At 60.2% G+C, this 15,022-nt stretch carries 18 protein-coding genes; 8 read left to right on the plus strand and 10 right to left on the minus strand.

What is annotated here, in order from left to right; translation table 11 throughout:
- The 4 genes from ACIOWE_RS05325 to sutA all read left to right on the plus strand — a co-directional run.
- The coding region (locus ACIOWE_RS05325; protein ID WP_401388267.1) for a P-II family nitrogen regulator at positions 1 to 216 on the plus strand (216 nt) is incomplete at its 5' end.
- 38 nt (positions 217 to 254) lie between these two features.
- A complete protein-coding gene (locus ACIOWE_RS05330) occupies positions 255 to 1,592 on the plus strand; it encodes an ammonium transporter (RefSeq protein ID WP_064589789.1) in 1,338 nt (445 codons plus the stop codon).
- A gap of 215 nt (positions 1,593 to 1,807) precedes the next feature.
- Positions 1,808 to 2,233 (plus strand): secondary thiamine-phosphate synthase enzyme YjbQ, encoded by a 426-nt coding sequence (locus ACIOWE_RS05335; protein WP_401388270.1) that lies wholly within the window; start codon positions 1,808 to 1,810, stop codon positions 2,231 to 2,233.
- 102 nt (positions 2,234 to 2,335) lie between these two features.
- Positions 2,336 to 2,662 carry a transcriptional regulator SutA gene (gene sutA / locus ACIOWE_RS05340; RefSeq protein WP_007920420.1) on the plus strand — a complete coding sequence of 109 codons (327 nt, stop codon included), beginning with the start codon at positions 2,336 to 2,338 and terminating at the stop codon, positions 2,660 to 2,662.
- 188 nt (positions 2,663 to 2,850) lie between these two features.
- Here the strand turns inward: sutA and ACIOWE_RS05345 are convergent, their stop codons facing one another.
- From ACIOWE_RS05345 to ACIOWE_RS05370, 6 genes are read right to left on the minus strand one after another with little or no spacing between them, the layout of a single operon-like run.
- Positions 2,851 to 3,558 carry an HAD family hydrolase gene (locus ACIOWE_RS05345; protein ID WP_401388273.1) on the minus strand — a complete coding sequence of 236 codons (708 nt, stop codon included), beginning with the start codon at positions 3,556 to 3,558 and terminating at the stop codon, positions 2,851 to 2,853.
- On the minus strand, positions 3,555 to 4,454 hold the full coding sequence (gene xerC / locus ACIOWE_RS05350) for a tyrosine recombinase XerC (protein ID WP_039757393.1): 900 nt from the start codon (positions 4,452 to 4,454) through the stop codon (positions 3,555 to 3,557). Before xerC ends, ACIOWE_RS05345 begins: the two co-directional genes overlap by 4 nt.
- Positions 4,455 to 4,456: 2 nt before the next feature.
- Positions 4,457 to 5,182 carry a DUF484 family protein gene (locus tag ACIOWE_RS05355; RefSeq protein ID WP_103302558.1) on the minus strand — a complete coding sequence of 242 codons (726 nt, stop codon included), beginning with the start codon at positions 5,180 to 5,182 and terminating at the stop codon, positions 4,457 to 4,459.
- 13 nt (positions 5,183 to 5,195) lie between these two features.
- Positions 5,196 to 6,026 carry a diaminopimelate epimerase gene (dapF, locus tag ACIOWE_RS05360; RefSeq protein WP_008084573.1) on the minus strand — a complete coding sequence of 277 codons (831 nt, stop codon included), beginning with the start codon at positions 6,024 to 6,026 and terminating at the stop codon, positions 5,196 to 5,198.
- Between the two features lie 3 nt (positions 6,027 to 6,029).
- Positions 6,030 to 7,277 (minus strand): diaminopimelate decarboxylase, encoded by a 1,248-nt coding sequence (gene lysA / locus ACIOWE_RS05365; RefSeq protein WP_401388276.1) that lies wholly within the window; start codon positions 7,275 to 7,277, stop codon positions 6,030 to 6,032.
- A gap of 9 nt (positions 7,278 to 7,286) precedes the next feature.
- On the minus strand, positions 7,287 to 7,460 hold the full coding sequence (locus tag ACIOWE_RS05370) for a lipoprotein (protein WP_042561715.1): 174 nt from the start codon (positions 7,458 to 7,460) through the stop codon (positions 7,287 to 7,289).
- Positions 7,461 to 7,776: 316 nt separating this feature from the next.
- Here ACIOWE_RS05370 and cyaY point away from each other — a divergent pair, with 316 nt between their 5' ends.
- The 3 genes from cyaY to rnk all read left to right on the plus strand — a co-directional run bounded on the left by cyaY (position 7,777) and on the right by rnk (position 9,001).
- A complete protein-coding gene (gene cyaY, locus ACIOWE_RS05375) occupies positions 7,777 to 8,109 on the plus strand; it encodes an iron donor protein CyaY (RefSeq protein WP_007911100.1) in 333 nt (110 codons plus the stop codon).
- A 4-nt stretch (positions 8,110 to 8,113) separates the two neighbouring features.
- Positions 8,114 to 8,332, plus strand: a complete 219-nt coding sequence (locus ACIOWE_RS05380) for a DUF1289 domain-containing protein (protein ID WP_401388279.1) — start codon at positions 8,114 to 8,116, stop codon at positions 8,330 to 8,332.
- 258 nt (positions 8,333 to 8,590) lie between these two features.
- Positions 8,591 to 9,001, plus strand: coding sequence for a nucleoside diphosphate kinase regulator (gene rnk / locus ACIOWE_RS05385; RefSeq protein ID WP_103521296.1), 411 nt, complete (start codon positions 8,591 to 8,593; stop codon positions 8,999 to 9,001).
- A 6-nt stretch (positions 9,002 to 9,007) separates the two neighbouring features.
- Here the strand turns inward: rnk and ACIOWE_RS05390 are convergent, their stop codons facing one another.
- The 3 genes from ACIOWE_RS05390 to ACIOWE_RS05400 all read right to left on the minus strand — a co-directional run bounded on the left by ACIOWE_RS05390 (position 9,008) and on the right by ACIOWE_RS05400 (position 12,821).
- Positions 9,008 to 11,851, minus strand: coding sequence for a class I adenylate cyclase (locus ACIOWE_RS05390; protein ID WP_401388282.1), 2,844 nt, complete (start codon positions 11,849 to 11,851; stop codon positions 9,008 to 9,010).
- A 183-nt stretch (positions 11,852 to 12,034) separates the two neighbouring features.
- On the minus strand, positions 12,035 to 12,280 hold the full coding sequence (locus ACIOWE_RS05395) for a TIGR02647 family protein (protein ID WP_401388285.1): 246 nt from the start codon (positions 12,278 to 12,280) through the stop codon (positions 12,035 to 12,037).
- A gap of 256 nt (positions 12,281 to 12,536) precedes the next feature.
- The gene (locus tag ACIOWE_RS05400; protein WP_103302551.1) at positions 12,537 to 12,821 is read right to left on the minus strand and encodes a hypothetical protein; all 285 of its coding nucleotides are present in this window, start codon (positions 12,819 to 12,821) and stop codon (positions 12,537 to 12,539) included.
- 123 nt (positions 12,822 to 12,944) lie between these two features.
- Here ACIOWE_RS05400 and ACIOWE_RS05405 point away from each other — a divergent pair, with 123 nt between their 5' ends.
- Positions 12,945 to 13,604, plus strand: a complete 660-nt coding sequence (locus tag ACIOWE_RS05405; RefSeq protein ID WP_401388288.1) for a glutathione S-transferase — start codon at positions 12,945 to 12,947, stop codon at positions 13,602 to 13,604.
- Positions 13,605 to 13,725: 121 nt separating this feature from the next.
- Here the strand turns inward: ACIOWE_RS05405 and argH are convergent.
- Positions 13,726 to 15,022: argininosuccinate lyase (argH, locus tag ACIOWE_RS05410; protein WP_401388291.1), on the minus strand; the 1,297-nt coding region annotated here is incomplete at its 5' end.

Genomic DNA, 15,022 nt, shown 5'->3' on the forward strand with positions numbered 1-15,022 from the left:
CACACCGAGCTGTATAGCGGCGCGGAATATGAGGACGATTTTCTGCCCAAGGTGAAAATCGACGTGGCCATCGACGACAAGCATAAGGATCGGGTTATCGAGGCGATAACCAAGGCTGCCAACACCGGCAAGATCGGTGACGGCAAGATCTTCGTGGTCAATCTGGAACAGGCGATTCGCATCCGTACCGGCGAAACCGATACCGACGCGATTTAAACGCCGCCACAAACCCCAACGCCCCAGGAGAAAACAATATGACTCTGCGTAAATTCGCAGGGCTAGGAGCCCTGTTGTCCATCGTAATGCCCAGCCTTGCTATGGCGGCAGACGAAGTGGCGGCCCCAGTCCTCAATTCCGGCGACACTGCCTGGATGCTCACCTCGACAGCCCTCGTGCTGTTCATGACCATCCCGGGCCTGGCGCTGTTCTACGGCGGCATGGTTCGCTCGAAAAACATTCTTTCCGTGATGATGCAGTGCTTCGCCATTACCGGTCTGATCAGCGTTCTGTGGGTCATTTATGGCTACAGCATCGCGTTCGACACTACCGGCATGGAGCAGGGCGTCGTCAACTTCAACTCCTTTGTCGGCGGCTTCGGCAAGGCGTTCCTCGCGGGCATCACGCCAGCCAGCCTGACCGGGCCTGCGGCGTTGTTCCCTGAGGCGGTGTTCGTCACCTTCCAGATGACCTTCGCGATCATCACCCCGGCGCTGATCGTCGGTGCGTTCGCCGAGCGGATGAAGTTCTCCGCGATGCTGATCTTCATGGGCATCTGGTTCACCCTCGTTTATGCGCCGATCGCGCACATGGTCTGGTCCGGTAACGGCGGCCTGCTGTGGGACTGGGGTGTGCTCGACTTCGCGGGCGGCACCGTGGTGCACATCAACGCCGGTGTGGCCGGTCTGATCTGCTGCCTGGTACTGGGCAAGCGCAAAGGTTTCCCGACCACGCCGATGGCTCCGCACAATCTGGGTTACACCCTGATGGGCGCGGCGATGCTGTGGGTCGGCTGGTTCGGCTTCAACGCAGGTTCTGCTGCTGCGGCCAACGGCACTGCCGGCATGGCGATGCTGGTCACCCAGATCGCGACCGCCGCTGCCGCACTGGGCTGGATGTTCGCCGAGTGGATCACTCACGGCAAACCTAGCGCACTGGGCATCGCTTCGGGTGTGGTTGCCGGTCTGGTTGCAATCACCCCGGCTGCCGGCACCGTGGGCCCGATGGGCGCACTGGTGATCGGTCTGGCGGCGGGCGTGGTGTGCTTCTTCTGCGCCACTACCCTGAAACGCAAACTCGGTTATGACGACTCCCTGGACGCGTTTGGCGTACACGGTATCGGCGGTATTCTCGGCGCGGTTCTCACCGGTGTGTTTGCCGCACCGTCGCTGGGTGGCTTCGGCACCGTGACCGACATCGCCGCACAAGTGTGGATTCAGTGCAAAGGCGTCGGCTTCACCGTCATCTACACCGCGATCGTCACCTTCATCATCCTCAAGGTCCTGGACGCCGTAATGGGTCTGCGTGTGACCGAGGAAGAAGAGTCGGTGGGCCTTGATCTGGCACAACACAACGAACGCGGCTACAACTTGTAAGTACGCGCATTGAAAAACTTGCCCGGCTTGCCGGGCATTTTTTTGTCTGGAATTTGTCGATCACGATACAGCTGAATGGATTTTTCATACGGCTTTGGTCGTGTTTACGACGGGCGTTTTTCTGCGGGCAATGGCTTACATCAAAGCAGGAATATTAGGGCCTTTGTTTTTTCCCAGAGCGCGCTAGAATGCGCCCCGAACGTGCGGAGAACTGTATGTGGCAACAGACTCTGATTACCCTGCGGGCACGGCCCCGGGGCTTTCATCTGGTAACGGACGAGTTGATCAACGGCCTGCCTGAACTCAGGGAGTGCCGGGTCGGTCTGTTGCATTTGTGGCTGCAGCATACCTCGGCGTCGTTGACCATCAACGAGAACGCCGATCCGGCGGTCCGTCGCGACTTCGAACGATTTTTCAATCGTCTGATCCCACAAGGAACAGACGGCTATGAGCATAACGACGAAGGCCTGGACGACCTCCCGGCGCACTTCAAAGCCAGCGTGCTGGGTTGCCAGATCAGTCTGCCGGTTTCGGCAGGTCGTTTGGCACTGGGCACCTGGCAGGGCGTTTATCTGGGCGAGCACCGTGATCATGGCGGTGCTCGAATAGTCCTCGCCACCTTGCACGGTGAAGGGGCATAAACCGTTGGTCACCAATGGTTACTGATTTTTTAACGGCGACTTTCGACAGTTGCCAAAGCTGGTCTATAACTAATCTGCTTTTCGCAAGTCATGAGGTAGAACATGAGCGACGATGATCTGGAAAACGACGACCTCGAAGTAGGCGACGAGGACGAGGCCGAGGAAGGCCTGGAAGCAGCAGCGGAAGACGTTGCTGACGACGATGGCGGTGATGATACGCCGGCCCCGGCTGCCAAAGGCAAAGCCAAGGCTGCGGTGTCGGTTGATGAGTTGCCGAGCATTGAAGCCAAGAACAAGGAGCGCGACGCCCTGGCCAAGGCCATGGAAGAGTTCCTGTCGCGTGGCGGAAAAGTGCAGGAAGTGGAGGCCAACGTGGTCGCCGATCCGCCGAAGAAGCCGGACAACAAGTACGGTAGCCGCCCTATCTGAGGCGTGCCGCTTGCTTGCTGAAAAAGCCCGCCGTCGCTGCGGGCTTTTTCATGCCTGAAATAAAATCTCTGGATGCACCGCGATCCAATGTAGGAGTGAGCCTGCTCGCGATAGCGGTGTGTCAGCTACATCTATGTTGACTGATACACCGCTATCGCGAGCAGGCTCACTCCTACAAGGGAACTGTGTCAGTTGGAGAGGGCATTCCAGCGTGCGAGAACGGCTGGCAGGTCGGTCAGGCTGCGAATTTCTGCATCCGGCAAACGCTCGGCTTCCCAGACTTTGCCCGCCGGGTTGAACCAGATCGCGCGCAACCCGGCCTGCTGTGCCCCGGCAATGTCATCACCCGGATGATCGCCGATATGCACGGCGGTTTCGGCGCTGGCGCCACCGCGCTGCAACGCCTCATGAAACAGACGCGCATCCGGTTTGGCGATGCCGATGTCTTCCGCGCACAAGGCAAACTTGAAGTAGTCCGCCAACCCCAACCGGCGCACGTCGGCGTTGCCATTGGTGACCACGCCGAGCGAGTAATGATTGGCGAGAATCTCTAGCACCGGCTCAACTTCAGGAAACACTTCGATCTGATGCCGCGCATGCAAAAACACCTCAAAACTCTTGTCCGCCAGCTCCGACGCTTCGCCGTGAGCGTACCCGGCTTCTTCCAGCGCATGAAACAACACACGCCGACGCAGCGCACTGATGCGATGTTTGAGCCCCGGCTCGCGGGTCAGCACCCGCTCACGAATCGCCCACAAATGCTCCACCGGCACCGCGCCCAGAGTCGGCGCATGTTCGCTCAGCCATTGGCGCAATACCGCTTCGGCGCTGACGATCACCGGGGCGGTGTCCCAGAGGGTGTCGTCGAGGTCGAAGGTGATCAACTGGATGCTCATGAGTCGTCGCCTTTCATGCGTTTGGCCCGTGGGTGGGCGCTGTCGTAGACCGCCGCCAGGTGCTGGAAGTCCAGGTGGGTGTAGATCTGCGTGGTCTTGATGTCCGAGTGGCCGAGCAATTCTTGCACCGCGCGTAGGTCCTGCGAGGACTCCAGCAAATGGCTGGCAAAGGAATGTCGCAGCATGTGCGGATGCAGGTTCTGCCCCAGTTCACGCTCGCCGGCCAGTTTCACCCGTACCTGAATCGCTCGCGGGCCGAGGCGTCGGCCTTGCTGGCTGACGAATACGGCATCGTCCGCCGGGTTGGTCATCGCCCGCAATGGCAGCCATTGCTCAAGGGCTTCGCGGGCTTTTTTACCGACCGGCAGCAGACGGGTTTTGCTGCCCTTGCCGAGCACCTGCACCATGCCATCGGCGAGGTCGAGTTGATCGAGGTTGAGCCCGGTCAGTTCGGAAAGACGCAGGCCGGATGAGTAGAACAATTCGAGAATCGCCTGATCACGCCGCGCAAGAAAATCATCCTCGACCGCACCTTCGAGCAGTTGCAGTGCGCGGTCGGTGTCGAGGGTTTTTGGCAGGCGGCGTTCGCCTTTCGGTGGCGCCAGACCGGTCGCCGGATCGTGGTCGCAGAGGCCTTCGCGATTCAGATAGTGATACAGACCGCGCACCGCCGAGAGCAGGCGAGCGAGGCTGCGCGAGGACTGGCCTTGCGCATGCAGGCGGGCGATCAGGCTGCGCAGGCGCTGAATATCCAGCGCGGCCCAACTGCCAATGTTCTGTTTGATGCACCAGCCGAGGACTTTATCGAGGTCGCGGCGATAGGCCGACAGCGTGTGCGGCGACACCTGCCGCTCACTGCGCAGGTGTTCGCAGTAAGCGTCCAGTTGTCGTTCCATGCTCAGCGCACCGAGCGCAGGGAGCTGTTGACCCGTGGCAGCACGCGACCCATGACTTCGGCGATGTAGCTCAGGAACAGTGTGCCGACCGAACTCTTGTAGTGCTGCGGATCACGGCTGGCAATCGCCAGAATCCCGTGGATGCCTTGATGACTGACGGCAACCACGGCGGTCGAACCGATCTGCTTGCGCTGTTCTTCGCCAAAGAGGAAATCCAGTTCATGTTCGCGCAGGTTGCCGCTGACGCTTTTGCCTTCGGTGAGCAAACCGCCGATGGCCGTTTGCGCGTCGGCGTGGGTCACCCAGCGACCGACCGGCGCCGGGTTGTCGCCGAGCAGAATCAGGCTGACGAAGGGCACCTGAAAGTCCTGACGAAGGCTGTCTTCGACACTGATGACCACGTCTTCCAGGCTGGCGGCGTCCATCAGCGAGAGGATCAGCCGGCGGGTCTTGTCGAACAGGCGATCGTTGTCGCGGGCGACGTCCATCAAATGCGAGAGGCGGTGACGCATCTCGACATTGCGGTCGCGCAGGATGGTCATTTGCCGTTCGACCAGCGATACGGTGTCGCCGCGCTGGTGGGGAATACGCAAGGCCGGGAGCAATTCTTCATGCTCGACGAAGAAGTCCGGATGAGCCTCCAGGTATGCGGCAACCGCTGCCGCCTCCAGGCTCTCGGACGCTGATTCGTCGGACTGTCGGGCGGGTACCTGAGGCTTATCGGTCATGGTTTCTGCTCACTCAAAGACGCACTTGTCCTTCGTATACACGCACTGCCGGACCGGTCATCAGCACCGGTTGGCCAGGGCCTGCCCATTCAATGGACAGACGCCCGCCGGGCAAGTCGATCAACAGCGGCGAATCCATCCACCCCTGACTGATTGCTGCGACAGCCGCCGCACAGGCGCCGGTACCGCAGGCCTGGGTTTCCCCGGCGCCACGTTCCCAGACGCGCAATTGCGCGCGGTTGCGGTCGATGACCTGGAGAAAACCGACATTGACCCGCGCCGGGAAGCGCGGATGGTGTTCGATTTTCGGGCCCAGCTCATGAACTGGTGCACTGTTGATGTCCTGCACGCGCAATACCGCGTGCGGGTTGCCCATCGACACGGCGGCCAGTTCGACCGTGGTGCCGTCGACTTCCAGCTGATAGCTGATGGCCTGCGCCGGCGCTTCGAACGGAATGTCCGCCGGCACCAGGCGCGGGGCGCCCATGTTCACGCCGATCTGGCCGTCGTTACGCACGTCCAGCTCGATGATGCCGCCCTTGGTCTCAACGCGAATCTGCCGTTTGGCGGTCAGGCGCTTGTCGAGCACGAAGCGCGCAAAGCAGCGCGCACCGTTGCCGCACTGCTCAACTTCCGAGCCATCGGAGTTGAAGATCCGATAACGGAAATCCACGTCCGGATTGCTCGGTGCCTCGACGATCAGCAACTGGTCGAAGCCGATACCGGTGTGCCGATCACCCCATTGCTTGGCGTGCTTGGGCTGAATATGCGCGTGCTGGCTGACCAGGTCGAGAACCATGAAGTCGTTGCCCAGGCCGTGCATTTTGGTAAAACGCAGCAGCATGGGTTACTCCGGCAGCAGGCTTTCGCCGGCAAACAGCTCGGCCACGGTTTCGCGGCGACGCACTTCAAAAACCTGATCACCGTCCACCAGCACCTCGGCGGCACGGCCGCGGGTGTTGTAGTTGGAGGCCATCACGAAACCGTAGGCGCCGGCCGAATGCACGGCCAGCAGGTCGCCTTCTTCCAGTGCCAGCTCACGGTCCTTGGCGAGGAAGTCGCCGGTTTCGCAGATCGGGCCGACGATGTCGTATTTGCGCGCAGCGCTGTCACGCGGTTTGACCGCAGTGACATCCATCCAGGCCTGATACAGCGCCGGGCGGATCAGGTCGTTCATCGCCGCGTCGACGATGGCGAAATCCTTGTGCTCGGTGTGCTTGAGGTACTCGACCTGCGTCAGCAGCACGCCGGCGTTGGCGACGATGAAGCGGCCCGGTTCGAACACCAGCGCCAGATCACGACCGTTCAGACGCTCACGCACGGCTTTGATGTAGTCGGCAGCCAATGGCGGCTCTTCATCGCGATAACGCACACCCAGACCACCACCAAGATCGATGTGGCGCAGGTGAATGCCGCAATCGCCGAGACGGTCGACCAGATCCAGCAGACGGTCAAGGGCATCGAGGAATGGCGGCAGGGTGGTCAGTTGCGAACCGATGTGGCAGTCGACACCGATGACTTCCAGATTCGGCAGATGCGCAGCACGCACGTACACGTCTTCGGCATCAGCAATGGCGATGCCGAACTTGTTCTCTTTGAGACCGGTGGAAATGTATGGGTGGGTGCCGGCATCGACGTCCGGGTTCACACGCAGCGAAACCGGTGCGCGAACGCCCAGTTCGGCGGCAACCACTTGCAGACGTTCCAGCTCGTCGGTGGATTCGACGTTGAAGCAGTGCACACCGACTTCCAGCGCGCGACGCATGTCGTCACGGGTCTTGCCGACACCGGAAAACACGATCTTGTCAGCGCTGCCGCCAGCGGCGAGTACACGTTCCAGTTCACCACGGGAGACGATGTCGAAACCGGCGCCGAGACGGGCCAGGACATTCAGTACACCGAGGTTGGAGTTGGCTTTGACCGCATAGCACACCAGATGCGGCATGCCGGCCAGCGCATCGGCGTAGGCCAGATACTGGGCTTCGATGTGCGCGCGGGAGTAGACGTAGGTCGGTGTGCCGAAGCGGTCGGCAATGGCGGACAGCGCCACACCTTCCGCGAACAGTTCCCCGCCACGGTAGTTAAAAGCGTCCATGGCGATCCCTTAGTAAACGTCGTGCTTGTGTGCCTTGGAGGCAGGCTGCTTTTGCGAAGACTGAGCTTGCTCGGCCGGGTCCTGATCATCATCGGGCAGGTACAGCGGGCCTTTTTGACCGCAGGCCGAAACGAGGCAGGCAACCGCGACGAGCGCAGCAAGGGAAGAGATCAGGCGCTTCATGGCGAAATCCTTGAAAATGCGTTAATTGCGCCGGAGTATACCGGCCACCCGGCAGCTTGCCTATGCGAGGGGGTTCCCGTCCGGCGGGGCTCCCGAGAAGCGCATGATTCCCTGTGGGAGCGAGCCTGCTCGCGAATGCGGTGTGTCAGCCAGCAATAATGTTGAATGTGCCGGCCATTCGCGAGCAGGCTCGCTCCCACTGGGTTCGGTGTTGTATGGGCCAGCAGGTCCTTGGTCGTTATCCTTTGCAATCGGCCAGCGGCGTCCGTATCTTTCGGCGCTTGAGCCTGATCAGACATTTTTTGAGGTTGCCGCAATGAGTTTGTCCGAAGCCCGTTTCCACGATCTGGTCGATGAAACCCAGGAAAAACTGGAAGACATCTTTGACGAAAGCGACCTGGATATCGACATGGAGAACTCGGCCGGTGTCCTCACCGTCAAGTTCGAAAACGGCTCGCAGCTGATCTTCAGCCGTCAGGAGCCATTGCGTCAGCTGTGGCTGGCGGCGGTGTCCGGTGGGTTCCACTTCGACTACGACGAAGAGAGCGAACGCTGGATGTGCGACAAGAGCGAAGAGCAGCTCGGCGAAATGCTCGAGCGCATTGTCAAGCAGCAGGCCGGCGCTGAATTCGATTTCGAAGGCCTTTGATTCCGTGACTGACACCGCTCCCGTTCGTCCGCCCAAGCCGCTTTACAGCAACGTCAGCCCGGCGGTGCCTTCACCGTGCAGCGGCGTGTGCCGACTGGATGAACAGAAGGTTTGCCTCGGCTGCTTCCGGCATGTCGAAGACATCCGCGAATGGCGCTCGGCGGATGATCAGCGCCGCCGGGTGATCTGCGCACAAGCGCTGCAACGCCGCACTCAAGCCTGATACCAAGTTGTGGCGAGGGAGCTTGCTCCCGCTGGGTCGCGAAGCGGCCCCGAAATCTTACGACTGCTGCGCAGCCGAGCGGGAGCAAGCTCCCTCGCCACAGGGGTTCTCTCTCAGTCAAAAGGTGGGTGGCTTGTATATTTTTTGAGCTGTGATAGTGTCCGAACACGCCTCAACCCACCGAGGCTCGGTGAAAACCCCGTCTTTTTTGGCGGGGTTTTGCTTTTTTTGTGCAGAAGAAAGGAGTCTGCCCGGATCATGACCGCACCTTCCATCACCCTTACCCGTCTGGACGTGCAACGTCTGGAGCGCCTGATCGACAGCCTGGACGACACGCTGCCGGGCGTGATTGCGCTGCAAACCGAACTGGACCGCGCCGATACACTGGTCGGTCACGATGAAGTACCCGCCGATGTCGTGACGATGAATTCCCGCGTGCACTGCCGCGAAGAAGGCAGTGGCAAGGATTACCACCTGACGCTGGTCTATCCGAAGGATGCCAACGCTGATGAAGGCAAGATCTCGATCCTGGCCCCGGTCGGTAGCGCGTTGCTGGGCCTGAAAGTCGGTCAACACATCGACTGGCCGGCTCCGGGTGGCAAAACCCTGAAACTGACCTTGCTTGAAGTCGAATCGCAACCGGCCAACGGTGGTGATTTTCGCGAGTAACCCGCCTCAGACCTGTTCGAGCGCCTCGTTCAGGGCGCGCTCCAGGTCGGCCTTGTAGCGCAGATACAGATTGCTTGAACTTTGCCCGTCACCGAGCAGGCCCGAAAGGTCCAGGTCGGTGATGTAGCAGCGATAGCGTTCGGTTTCACGGCGCTGATCGACGATCTCCCGGGCGACCACGCTGAACAGCTGGTCGCCATGTTCCAGCTCACTGAATTCCCGTTGATTGCAATACAGGGTGACTTGCACTTCCCCCGGTGCGGCTTTGCCGACGATTGCCTGCACGTCGTAGAACGGTTTGTTGACTGGCGTCTGCGGCGCCGGCCGGGCTTCGACCCGTCGCGCCCGTCCCGGACCTGAAGGCAATAACTGGTAATACAAAGTCTGAAGACTGGCCGAAGGCGCGGCGTCCATCGGCAGCAACGCATCGCGTCGATACTGGATCGATTGCAGGAAGCGCTGCAGAGGTACCAGCAGACTTTGTTCATCGTGATACGGCAAATGTTGCTGCCACAGCGCGTTGAATTCATCCAGCACGTACAACTCGGCCTGCTGCTCGGTGATCCGGTAGAACACCTGAATGCTTTCCGGCTGGCCCATCGGCAGGATCAGCGCAAGGTCGTGATCCTCAAGCGCCATCGGGTCCAGGTGTAGCGGACTGTAGCGGGGTTGTTCTTCGCCGAGATAATCGAGCAGTGCCGGTAATGTCGCGAGGGCGACATGGTTGACCTGGCCCGGCACCAGTTCCAGCACGTGATAGTGCTGTTGCACTTGAATCAGGTAGCGGTGATTCAGTTCGCTGAGCAGCAGGTTTTGCGCGGTATCGACGATTTCCTCCACGCGGCGGGCAATGAACTGCGCACGGTTATGGCAGAAGCAGCGCACCTTCAGCGACGGTTGCAACGGCCCGCGCGGCAAGTTGTTGAGGTAGTCGCGCAGGCAGTCGAGCAGGGCGTGGGGGCCGTCGAAGCGATTGACCAGCACTTCGTTCCAGCTATTGAGCGTGACCTGATCGAGGGTCAGCACGAGGTTTTCGCGGACCCCGGCGTAACTCAACGAGTCGGTGCGCTCGGTAGTCATCAGGATGTTCAGGTCGCGGTGATGCTTGAGCGGATCGACGCCGACGTTAACCAGTATCAGCACTTCGCTCGGTACGGCTGCGCGCAACAGCGGCTCTTCGTCCACGGTGGGCAGGGGCAGGGCGATGCACTGTTGCAGGCTGCCGAGCAAATTGAACAGTTCGAACTCGCTCAGGTCGCTGGTGCCGGGATGCAGGGCCAAACGGGTGCTGCTGTCGATCACGCCGTTGCGATGGCACCAGGTCAGCAGTTCGAGCAATTCGCGGCTGCGCTTGATCGGCGCAAAGTGTTCCCACTCCAGCGCCGTGAGGCTGCCGTTGTACAAGCCCCACTGGGTTTGCCCGGGTTCCTTTTTGTTGCGCGATTGCACAAGGGTCAGGGTGTCTTCAGCCAGATCCGGGGCGATCCCGGGGTTGATGAACTCGACCTTGTCGGCCTTGCGTTCGAACGCGGCATAAAGCCTGCGACCGAGCACGTTGAGATCACGCTTGTTGATCAGGCTGACGGTTTGTTCGGTACGGGCGAACTGGGTCAGAAAGCGATAGCTGTAATTGAGCTCGTTGACCAGTGCACGGCGTTCGGCGCTGACCTGACGGACTTTCCACTGGCTGCGGCTATCGAGCAGCGCCAGTTGCCGCTGATCCCAATGCCATTCGTTGGCCAGACGCTCCAACAACGCGCGTTGCCAGCCCTGGCTGCGGCTGTTGCCGGTGAGCTTGCGATTGACCTTCAGATACAGCGCACGGCGCACCAGCTCCAGCCGTTCCGGCTCGTTGCGGGCGATGAGGTATTCCTCGATACGTCGGTACACGACCATATAGGGGTCGAGTTCATCGAGATCCAGCTGATTGGCGAACACGGCTTTTTTGAAGCGCAGGCTCAGGCACTGCACCTTCGGATGTTCGCTGGCGTAAACCTCGGTCAGCAGCAGTTTGAGCACCGACTTGTACGGCGACTCGATACCCTTGAACAGCTGCCACAACCCGGCACCAATGAATTCCCCCGGCGGAATCGTCGCCAAGTGCCCGAGGTCGAGGGTTTCGTCGGCGCGGATAAAGCGTTTCGACAGCAGGGTGTGGGTGTAAATGTCGTAGGCGGTTTCTTCGTAAACCGGCACCAGCCACCAGATCGGTGTGCGCCCGGCCAGCCAGATCGCGGTGCGGTAGAACTCGTCCAGCAGCAGATAGTGTTGGGTGGTGCCGCAGTTTTCCGAGCTGAGCTGGCTGTCGCGTTCGCCTTTGACGAAGCGTACCGCGTCGATCAGAAAGAAGTGCGCCTCGGCACCCTGACTCGCGGCCCAGACTTCGAGTAACTGGCATTTTTTGCTCAGCTCGGCGAGTTCGCTTTCGCTCAGATCCGGCGCGTGGCAGACCCACACGTCCATGTCGCTCTGATCGGCCTGGGCCAGTGTGCCGAGGCTGCCCATCAGGAACAGCCCATGAATCGGTCGCGGCGGGTTGCTGCCATGGCGTGGCTTGTAGGAAAAGGAGCGGGTCAGGCGCTGGGCTTCAGCGAGCGCGTTGGCGTCTGGCTCATAATTCGACAGACCGGCCGGCGTGCTGCCCGAGACATAGCCTGGTAGCAGCGGATGGTTGACGTGGAAGAACAGCGGCAGGAGCGTAAGCACGCTTTGTTGGCGTGTCGACAAACCCTCCATCGCGCGGCCCAGACGACCCTCATTGAGTTTGAGAAAGCGTGCGCGTAGCTGGCTGAGGACCTTGCGGTCGATTCCCTCGTCCAGATCGGGGCGGATTTCGTGGGTGCGCGTCATGTAAGCTCAAACCGGCTCGCAGGCTCGGACGTAGAGGGGCTAGGTGTGGCAGGCAGTTTAGCCTTTGCGCGGCGGGAGTTTTAAGCTGAATTTGTTTTTTGACGTCAGATTTATATCGCGGACAACCGGGCAGGCCCGCGGAAATCCCGTGGCAGGAGTTCCCGTGGGCAAAGTCAGGGGGAATCAGGCGGTTTCTTTTGCTTCCAGGATCGTCAGCACGGTTTGCACATTTTGTGCAGCATCACGACCGAGGCTGGTCAGATAACCGCCATCAGGCTGGTCAGTCAGTTCTTTTTCAAAGAGGCGTTGGGCAGCAGCAATGTGCTTTGGGGCAGCGGTCTGATGAATTTTCAAACCTTCCTGGGAACTGTCCAGGTTGAAGAGTGCGAGGACTTCCAGTTCGGCAACCAACTCAGGGGTAAGCGACATAAGGACTCCAGACTTTCTAGGAATTGGACGACAGCGCCCCTAAGGTGAACCCGCTTTTGCGGCATGTCCAGTGCTCAGATCAGGGATTTTGTCTTGAGGCGGGTTCCAGTGTAGTCGGGGTCAGTGAGATGGCTGGCCGGATACGTAACAAACCTTGTGGGAGCGAGCCTGCTCGCGAATACGGTGTGTCATTGAGCGTGTTTTTGCTGATGCACCGCATTCGCGAGCAGGCTCGCTCCCACAGGGGATTGTGTTGTTACTGCTTTTCCGGTGGCAGCTCTGGCAGTGCGCGCAACGCCGCTTCGTACCATTCGGTGTTGAATGGGCGGTCTTCATCAAGCATCGCGTCAATCTCGTAGGCCAGTACGTGAGCCATCAGATTGAGGATCTCTTCGCGCTCGACACCGACCAGGGTCAGCTTGTTGAGCGTCGCTTTCGCCGCTGGCGGGTTGTCGCTTTCGATCTGGTTTTCGATCGCTTCGATCAGCGTGCTCTCGGTGAACTCTTCTTCGTCGTTGTCGATGTCTGTCGGCTCGCTCATGGCAGGCTCCTCAAGGAAAGGCGCCAGTTTACCCGCATTCAGTGCGGTGATGCTGCTGGCAGGAATCGCCCGGGCGATCTATAAACAGACACCGCCCACCCCGCACGGCCTGGAGGCTCTGTGATGTTCAAACTCTACGGATTTTCGGTCAGCAACTACTACAACATGGTCAAACTGGCGCTGCTGGAAAAGGGTCTGCCGTTTGAGGAAGTGACGTTCTACCCGACCCCGACGCCGGAGTCCTTGAAGATCAGTCCTCGCGGCAAGGTGCCGGTGTTGGGGGTCGAAGCTGGCTACATCAACGAAACGATGGTGATGCTCGAATACATCGAAAGTGTAGGCAAAGGCGTGCCGCTGCTGCCGACCGAACCGTTTGCGCGTGCGCAGGTGCTGGCGGTGGCCAAGGAAATCGAGCTGTACATCGAACTGCCGGGCCGCGCCTGTTATGGCGAAGCTTTCTTCGGCGCAACGCTGCCGGAGGCGATCAAGGAAAAGACCAAAACCGAACTGCTGCTGGGTTTTGCCGCACTGGGACGCCACGGCAAATTCGCCCCTTACGTGGCGGGTGACAGTCTGAGCATTGCTGATTTGTACTTCCTCTACAGCGTGCCATTGGCGTGCGCGGTCGGGAAGAAGTTGTTCGATGTGGATTTGTTGGCAGAGATGCCAAAGGCGAAGGCGCTGCTGGAGCGGCTTGAGCAGAATCCGCATGTGCAGAAAATTGCAGCGGATAAAGAGGCGGCGATGCCAGCGTTTTTGGCGATGATCGCTGCGAAGAAGTGATTTTTATAGTGTTCTGAGTGTCGCATTCGCGAGCAGGCTCGCTCCCACAGTGAATCGGCGGTGAACACAAATCTTGTGAACACCCTTAATCCCTGTGGGAGCGAGCCTGCTCGCGAATCTTTTAGCGGGCGGCGACGAGTGCCTGACCGCGCACCACCGCAGCCTTGACCTGCGCCGGCGCAGTGCCGCCGATATGGTCACGGGCATTCACCGAGCCTTCCAGAGTCAGCACGGCGAACACATCCTGTTCGATCTGATCGCTGAACTGACGCAGTTCTTCCAGGCTCATCTCGGCCAGATCCTTGCCCGTGTCCACGCCGTACTTCACCGCGTGGCCAACGATTTCGTGGCAGTCACGGAACGGCAGACCGCGACGTACCAGGTAGTCCGCCAGGTCGGTCGCGGTAGAGAAACCGCGCAGTGCCGCTTCGCGCATGATCGCGTGTTTCGGTTTGATCGCCGGGATCATGTCGGCAAACGCACGCAGCGAGTCGCGCAGGGTGTCGGCGGCGTCGAACAGCGGCTCCTTGTCTTCCTGATTGTCCTTGTTGTAGGCCAAGGGCTGGCCTTTCATCAGGGTCAGCAGGCCCATCAGCGCGCCGAACACGCGACCGGTTTTGCCACGAACCAGCTCTGGCACGTCAGGGTTTTTCTTTTGCGGCATGATCGAGCTGCCGGTGCAGAAGCGATCCGGCAGATCGATGAACTGGAACTGCGCGCTGGTCCACAGCACCAGCTCTTCGGAGAAACGCGACAGGTGCATCATCGCGATGCTCGCGGCCGAGCAGAATTCGATAGCGAAATCGCGATCGGACACGTTGTCCAGCGAGTTGCCGCCCACGGCATCGAAGCCCAGCAGTTGCGCGGTGTACTCGCGGTCGATCGGGTAGGTGGTGCCGGCCAGCGCCGCGCTACCCAGCGGCATGCGGTTGGTGCGTTTGCGGCAGTCGACCAGACGCTCGTAGTCACGGCTGAGCATTTCGAACCAGGCCAGCATGTGGTGTCCGAAAGTCACCGGTTGTGCGGTCTGCAGGTGAGTGAAGCCCGGCATGATGCTGGCGGCTTCGCGCTCGGCCTGCTCCAGCAGGCCTTTTTGCAGGCGGGTGATTTCGGCCAGGATCAGGTCGATTTCATCACGCAGCCACAGGCGGATGTCGGTGGCAACCTGGTCGTTACGGCTGCGGCCGGTGTGGAGTTTCTTGCCAGTGACGCCGATGCGGTCGGTCAGACGTGCTTCGATGTTCATGTGCACGTCTTCGAGGTCGATGCGCCAGTCGAACTGGCCGGCCTCGATTTCGCCCTGGATGGTCTTCAGGCCATCGATGATGCTGTCGCGCTCGGCATCCGTCAGCACGCCGACCTTCGCCAGCATGGTGGCGAGATCGGAAGAGCGTCGTTGAGGGACAGAGTGTACAAGG

Origin of the sequence: Pseudomonas sp. NPDC087598 (assembly GCF_044743525.1) — a bacterium.
In the GTDB taxonomy this organism is placed as follows: Bacteria; Pseudomonadota; Gammaproteobacteria; order Pseudomonadales; family Pseudomonadaceae; genus Aquipseudomonas.